The organism is Chamaesiphon sp. OTE_8_metabat_110, from assembly GCF_031382685.1.
In the GTDB taxonomy this organism is placed as follows: domain Bacteria; phylum Cyanobacteriota; class Cyanobacteriia; order Cyanobacteriales; family Chamaesiphonaceae; genus Chamaesiphon.
The window spans coordinates 1-3,608 of the sequence record NZ_JANMZA010000562.1 but is presented as its reverse complement, the minus strand read 5'-3'; the positions used below and the strand labels follow the sequence as shown (position 1 = coordinate 3,608).

The following is a 3,608-nucleotide window of genomic DNA, read 5'->3' as shown; positions in this document are numbered from 1 at the left end:
CCAGGTGGCAGGACGCATCTGTAAGTCGATCTTCGAGCCATTTGCAGATGATGCGATCGCGCCGCGCGTAACCAGCGTATACTTGCGATCGCCGAAAGGGCCATCCAATTTGAATAGGTTGCCAGCAATCGTCCCGCTATAGTGCCTAGTGTCTGCCAGCCAGCCACTGCCTGCTGTGAAAACAATCTGCTCCGAGAGCCGTTTTTGAAGAATTATTTCGACTTCTCGGACACTTAGATAGCTATAAATAGTGTATTTGGCATAGCCAACTAGGGTACCCAGGTTGAAGCGCATCGGTGAGACACTCATATATTTTTGACAAATTTGTCATGATGTTTGCGAATATGCACCGATTGGTGTGGTTATTCGCAAACGGTGTGAGAGGGTGTCTGAAAAGGCTTTTCGGTTTGAATCGGAGATCTAAATCCCCCTTAAAAAGCGTTTTGCTTTGTACTGTTCGGGTTCCCCGACAGTGTAGCGCACCAAGCAGGGGGACTTTAAAAGCCCCCTTTTTAAGGGGGTTGGGGGATTTAGATCTTAAAACGCAGCAATTAGACTTTTCAGACATCCTCTGACAGATCGCTCTTGATGATGAGCAGATCGCTAAGTAGCTGGACATAATTAAAGTGACAATGACGAAATCGCCCTCACCCCGCCTTCGCCTCCGGCTCTGGCTCCCCTCTCCCAAGCTTGGGAGAGGGGTTGGGGGTGAGGGCAAAAGGCTGGCATCTTATATTTAATTCCGCCTAGCTACTTAATAATCGCCAATCCGACCCTCGTCTTAGGAGCTTAGATGACTTGTTTCAATGCCGCAATTAATCGATCGACACTATCTTGACGGCTGTTATGGCCCATTAATCCTACCCGCCAAACTTTGCCAGCGAGTTCGCCCAAACCGCCACCGATTTCGATATTGTGTTCGGTGAGGAGTTGCTTGGCGACTGCTTTGCCATCGACGCCAGCGGGGATGCAAACAGTCGTCAAAGTTGGTAAGCGATACTGTTTTTCGACGTGCATTGTTAGCCCGATCGATTCTAAACTAGACCATAGATATTCGACATTCGATTGGTGTCGCGCCCAACTTTTATCGATGCCTTCCTCCGAAACCAAGCGCAGAGCTTCGCGCAAACCATAGTAGAGATTAATCGGTGCGGTATGGTGATACATCCGATCGGCACCCCAGTATTTACCCAAGAGCAGCATATCTAGATACCAATTGGGCACCTTTGTTTTGCGGGCTAATAATTTGTCCATCGCACGCGGACTCATCGTAAAAGGCGATGCTCCAGGAGCGCAGCCTAAGCCTTTCTGAGAGCAACTATAAGCCAGATCGACCCCCCAATCGTCGAGGTGGATCGGCACGCCGCCCAGGCTGGTTACGGTGTCGAGGAGGAGCAAACAGTCATATTCGCGACACAATTCGCCTAAGCCTTCGATCGGCTGGCGGCAACCTGTAGATGTCTCAGCATGAACCAATCCGAGGATTTTGGGACGGTGTTCGGACATCGCCGTACGCAGTTCGTCGAGCGAGAAATTTTGCCCCCAAGGTTTGGAAATAGTGCGGACATCGGCACCATAGCGCCCCGCCATATCTACCAATCTATTGCCAAAATATCCCGCCACCCCAATCAGCATCACATCCCCAGGCTCGACACTATTAGCGACAGTCCCTTCCATCGCCGCCGTTCCCGTTCCGCTAACCGCGATCGTATGTGGGTTGTCGGTTTGCCAGACATACCGCAGTAGGGATTGAATCTCGTCCATTATCTGCAAAAATGCTGGATCGAGATGTCCCAAGGGGGTCGTACTCATCGCTTGGAGGACGGTAGGATGAGCATTACAAGGCCCAGGGCCGAGTAATAGTCGATCTGGCACAGCGAGCGGTTTTAGGTGTTGTAGCTGATTAGTTTTGATGGACATGGGTGGCTGCTAAAAATAGATTTAGTTTCAATTATCTACCAAAGTCGATCGGGTAAATTTGCATCTTCACACCTGAACAATTTGCTGTATACCGCGTGCAGAGTAACACGACATTATTGAAGTCGGCTTTCAAATATTAGTATCTAGTGGCGATGCGATCTCACTTTGATGTTGCCAATCCGTTCGATTCAAGCAATAAACGGAGCATTCATCGTCACCAAACCGTTGATACTTGACAAATTGAAAGCCAAGACGTTGGTAGAAGCGATGTGCGCGATTAATTGCTCTCTCCAATCAGGAGATCGATCGAGTTCTACCTCCCAACCCCAGTCATCATTTGGATCTGCGGAAATTACGTGAGGTTGCTCATCCCAACGTTTTAACAAATCCAGATCGTTGGAAGTTGCCGCGCGTAAATAAATCATATCCCACTCATTATTCTCTAGAAGCTAGATTAAGTCAGGAAAAACCGATCGCACGGCTGGATGGACGATCGATCCACCGCGTACATTTACACCTTTGGCAAGATTTGGATCTAGATCCAGCGCATCTAAACCGCGATCGGCTAATTTCATCACATAGGGCGCAGTACTATTATTGAGAGCTTGCGTTGCCGTCCACGGTACCGCTCCCGGCATATTGGGTACGCCATAATGGACGACTCCCGATTCGATGTAGACGGGACTCGTGTGTGAGGTAGGGCGTAGCGTCTCGATGCAGCCGCCTTGATCGACGGCAACATCAATTATCACCGAACCTGGTTTCATCTGCCCGACTAGCTCCCTAGAGACGAGGATCGGCGCACGTTTGCCCAGGATTAGAACTGCACCGATGACTAGATCGGCTGTCCGAACGCAGAGTTCGATATTGGCGGCATTGCTGTAGAGATAAGTCACCCGCGAACCGAAGATGGTTTCGAGATAGCTCAAGCGATCGATATTCACATCCAGGATCGTCACCTGTGCGCCTATGCCCACCGCCATGCGGGCTGCTTCGGTACCGACAATTCCCCCACCGAGGATCGTCACTCGTCCGGGTTGTACGCCCGGAACGCCGCCGAGGAGGACACCACTACCGCCCTGTTGTTTTTCGAGATATCTTGCGCCAAATTGGACTGATAATCTCCCCGCGATGATGCTCATCGGTGCGAGGAGGGGTAGTTTACCATCTGGTAATTCTACTGTCTCATACGCGATCGCGTTGACACCACTATCGATGAGGTGTTCGGTGAGGGTGCGATTGGCAGCCAGATGGAGATAGGTAAAAAGGATGCGATCTTTTTGCAGGTATGAGTACTCTTCCGCTAGCGGTTCTTTGACTTTGACTACCATTTCTCGCTCCCAAGCCGCCGCCGCTGTCGGCACGATTTTGGCTCCAGCTTGGAGATATTCAGCATCCGGAAAACTAGATCCTGCACCAGCATTAGTTTCGACGTATACTTGATGTCCGCGATCGCTCAATGCTCGGACGATACTTGGAGTTAACCCAACTCGAAATTCTTGGTCTTTAGTTTCCTTGGGAATACCGATATCCATGTTTGCTGCTGCTTGTGATTCTCATCGTGCTTACCACCATCATAATAGCGGGCAACCTAAGTTTGAGAAAGAGTTGTAGACTACTAACTTAGATGGGAGATGGGAGATGGGAGAGGGGAGATGGGAGATGGGAGACTGGGAGACTGGGAGACT

The 3,608-nt window shown here is 50.2% G+C and carries 3 protein-coding genes and 1 pseudogene; all 4 read right to left on the bottom strand.

What is annotated here, in order from left to right:
• Window positions 1–309: hypothetical protein (locus RMO52_RS20340; RefSeq protein ID WP_310417888.1), on the bottom strand; the 309-nt coding region annotated here is incomplete at its 3' end.
• A 480-nt stretch (window positions 310–789) separates the two neighbouring features.
• Window positions 790–1,920 carry an alanine--glyoxylate aminotransferase family protein gene (locus tag RMO52_RS20335; protein WP_310417886.1) on the bottom strand — a complete coding sequence of 377 codons (1,131 nt, stop codon included), beginning with the start codon at window positions 1,918–1,920 and terminating at the stop codon, window positions 790–792.
• Between the two features lie 129 nt (window positions 1,921–2,049).
• A pseudogene (locus RMO52_RS20330) lies at window positions 2,050–2,345 on the bottom strand (hypothetical protein).
• Between the two features lie 24 nt (window positions 2,346–2,369).
• A complete protein-coding gene (ald, locus tag RMO52_RS20325; RefSeq protein WP_310417881.1) occupies window positions 2,370–3,455 on the bottom strand; it encodes an alanine dehydrogenase in 1,086 nt (361 codons plus the stop codon).
• Window positions 3,456–3,608 lie beyond the last annotated feature (153 nt).

Coding starts and splice junctions, on each gene's coding strand:
- ald (WP_310417881.1), bottom strand. CDS start 3,455: ATGGATATCGGTATTCCCAAGGAAACTAAAGACCAAGAATTTCGAGTT.
- RMO52_RS20335 (WP_310417886.1), bottom strand. CDS start 1,920: ATGTCCATCAAAACTAATCAGCTACAACACCTAAAACCGCTCGCTGTG.